The following is a 1,747-nucleotide window of genomic DNA, read 5'->3' as shown; positions in this document are numbered from 1 at the left end:
CGGCCGCACCGTCGGTGCCGGCATCGTCGTCACCATCAAAGAGTAATTTGGACTTAAACCGATCTGTCGCGGGCGCGGGAGTTGCCCGCGCCGCGCCAGAACAAGGAAGTGACGCATGAACGGACAGAATATCCGCATCCGCCTTAAGGCGTTTGACCACCGCGTGCTCGACGCCTCGACGAAGGAAATCGTGTCGACGGCCAAGCGTACCGGCGCAAACGTCCGCGGCCCCATTCCGCTGCCGACGCGGATCGAAAAGTTCACGGTCAACCGGTCGCCTCACGTCGACAAGAAGAGCCGCGAGCAGTTCGAGATGCGCACGCACAAGCGTCTGCTCGACATAGTCGATCCGACCCCGCAGACGGTCGATGCTTTGATGAAGCTCGATCTGGCCGCCGGCGTCGACGTCGAGATCAAGCTCTAAGGGAATGAGAGCGCGGTAAGGGGCGGTGCCCCTGGCCCGGAACTCTAAAGGAATTGAACCGATGCGTTCAGGTGTGATTGCAAAGAAGGTGGGAATGACCCGCATCTACAACGATGCCGGGGAACATGTTCCCGTCACCGTTCTCCTGATGGAGAACTGCCAGGTCGTGGCCCAGCGCACGCAAGAGAAGAATGGCTACACCGCCGTTCAGCTCGGCGTTGGCCTTGCCAAGGTGAAGAACACGTCGAAGGCGATGCGCGGCCATTTCGCGACCGCTTCCGTCGAGCCGAAGGCGAAGGTCGCCGAGTTCCGCGTCTCCGCCGACAATATGATCGATGTCGGCGCCGAGATCACTGTCGAGCACTTCGTCGCCGGCCAGAAGGTCGATGTGACGGGCACGACGATCGGCAAGGGCTTTCAGGGCGTCATCAAGCGCCACCACATGGGCGGTGGCCGTGCAACGCACGGTAACTCGGTTTCGCACCGTACGCACGGTTCGACCGGCCAGCGCCAGGACCCGGGCAAGGTGTTCAAGGGCAAGCATATGGCTGGCCACATGGGCGACACCCGCGTCACCACGCAGAATGTCGAGATCGTATCGACCGACGCCGACCGCGGCCTGATCCTGATCCGCGGTGCGGTTCCTGGATCGAAGGGCGCCTGGATCCTGGTCCGCGATGCGGCCAAGGTGGCACTGCCGGCCAATGCGCCGAAGCCTGCCGCGATCCGCGCCGTTGCTGCCGAAAGTGGCGCCAAGAACGAGGCTCCGGCCACAGAGGGAGCGGAATAATGGATCTCAAGATCACAACGCTGGGCGGCAAGGACGCCGGCAAGGTGGAACTCTCCGACGAGATTTTCGGCCTTGATCCGCGCGAAGACATCCTGCAGCGCGTCGTGCGCTGGCAGCTTGCCAAGAAGCAGCAGGGCACGCACAAGACCAAGGGTCGCGCCGAGATCGCGCGCACCGGCGCCAAGATGTACAAGCAGAAGGGTACGGGCCGCGCCCGTCACCATTCGGCACGCGCTCCGCAGTTCCGCGGCGGCGGCAAGGCCCACGGCCCGGTCGTTCGCAGCCACGAGCACGAACTGCCGAAGAAGGTTCGTGCTCTCGGCCTCAAGCATGCTCTCTCGGCCAAGGCCAAGAGTGCGTCGATCATCATCATCGACGAGCTGAAGCTGACCGAGGCCAAGACGAAGGCGCTGATCGCGAATTTCGCGACGCTGGGCCTGACCAACGCTTTGCTGATCGGCGGCGCCGAGCTTGACAAGAACTTCAAGCTGGCGGCGACGAACATCCCCAACATCGACGTGCTGCCCATCCAG

The 1,747-nt window shown here is 63.1% G+C and carries 3 protein-coding genes; all 3 read left to right on the top strand.

From position 1 onward, the window contains the following. Window positions 1-115 precede the first annotated feature (115 nt). Window positions 116-424 carry a 30S ribosomal protein S10 gene (gene rpsJ / locus EN750_RS32835; RefSeq protein ID WP_010909272.1) on the top strand — a complete coding sequence of 103 codons (309 nt, stop codon included), beginning with the start codon at window positions 116-118 and terminating at the stop codon, window positions 422-424. Window positions 425-485: 61 nt separating this feature from the next. Beyond that, window positions 486-1,214 carry a 50S ribosomal protein L3 gene (rplC, locus tag EN750_RS32830; protein ID WP_013531422.1) on the top strand — a complete coding sequence of 243 codons (729 nt, stop codon included), beginning with the start codon at window positions 486-488 and terminating at the stop codon, window positions 1,212-1,214. Further along, window positions 1,214-1,747, top strand: a 534-nt coding sequence (rplD, locus tag EN750_RS32825) for a 50S ribosomal protein L4 (RefSeq protein ID WP_127399157.1), incomplete at its 3' end; no start/stop codon positions are given. The genes rplC and rplD, both read left to right, overlap by 1 nt.

This window comes from Mesorhizobium sp. M7A.F.Ca.ET.027.03.2.1 (assembly GCF_003999175.1).
Lineage (GTDB): Bacteria > Pseudomonadota > Alphaproteobacteria > Rhizobiales > Rhizobiaceae > Mesorhizobium.
Note: the sequence above shows the minus strand (reverse complement) of the source record. Positions and strands in the feature narration are given on the sequence as shown.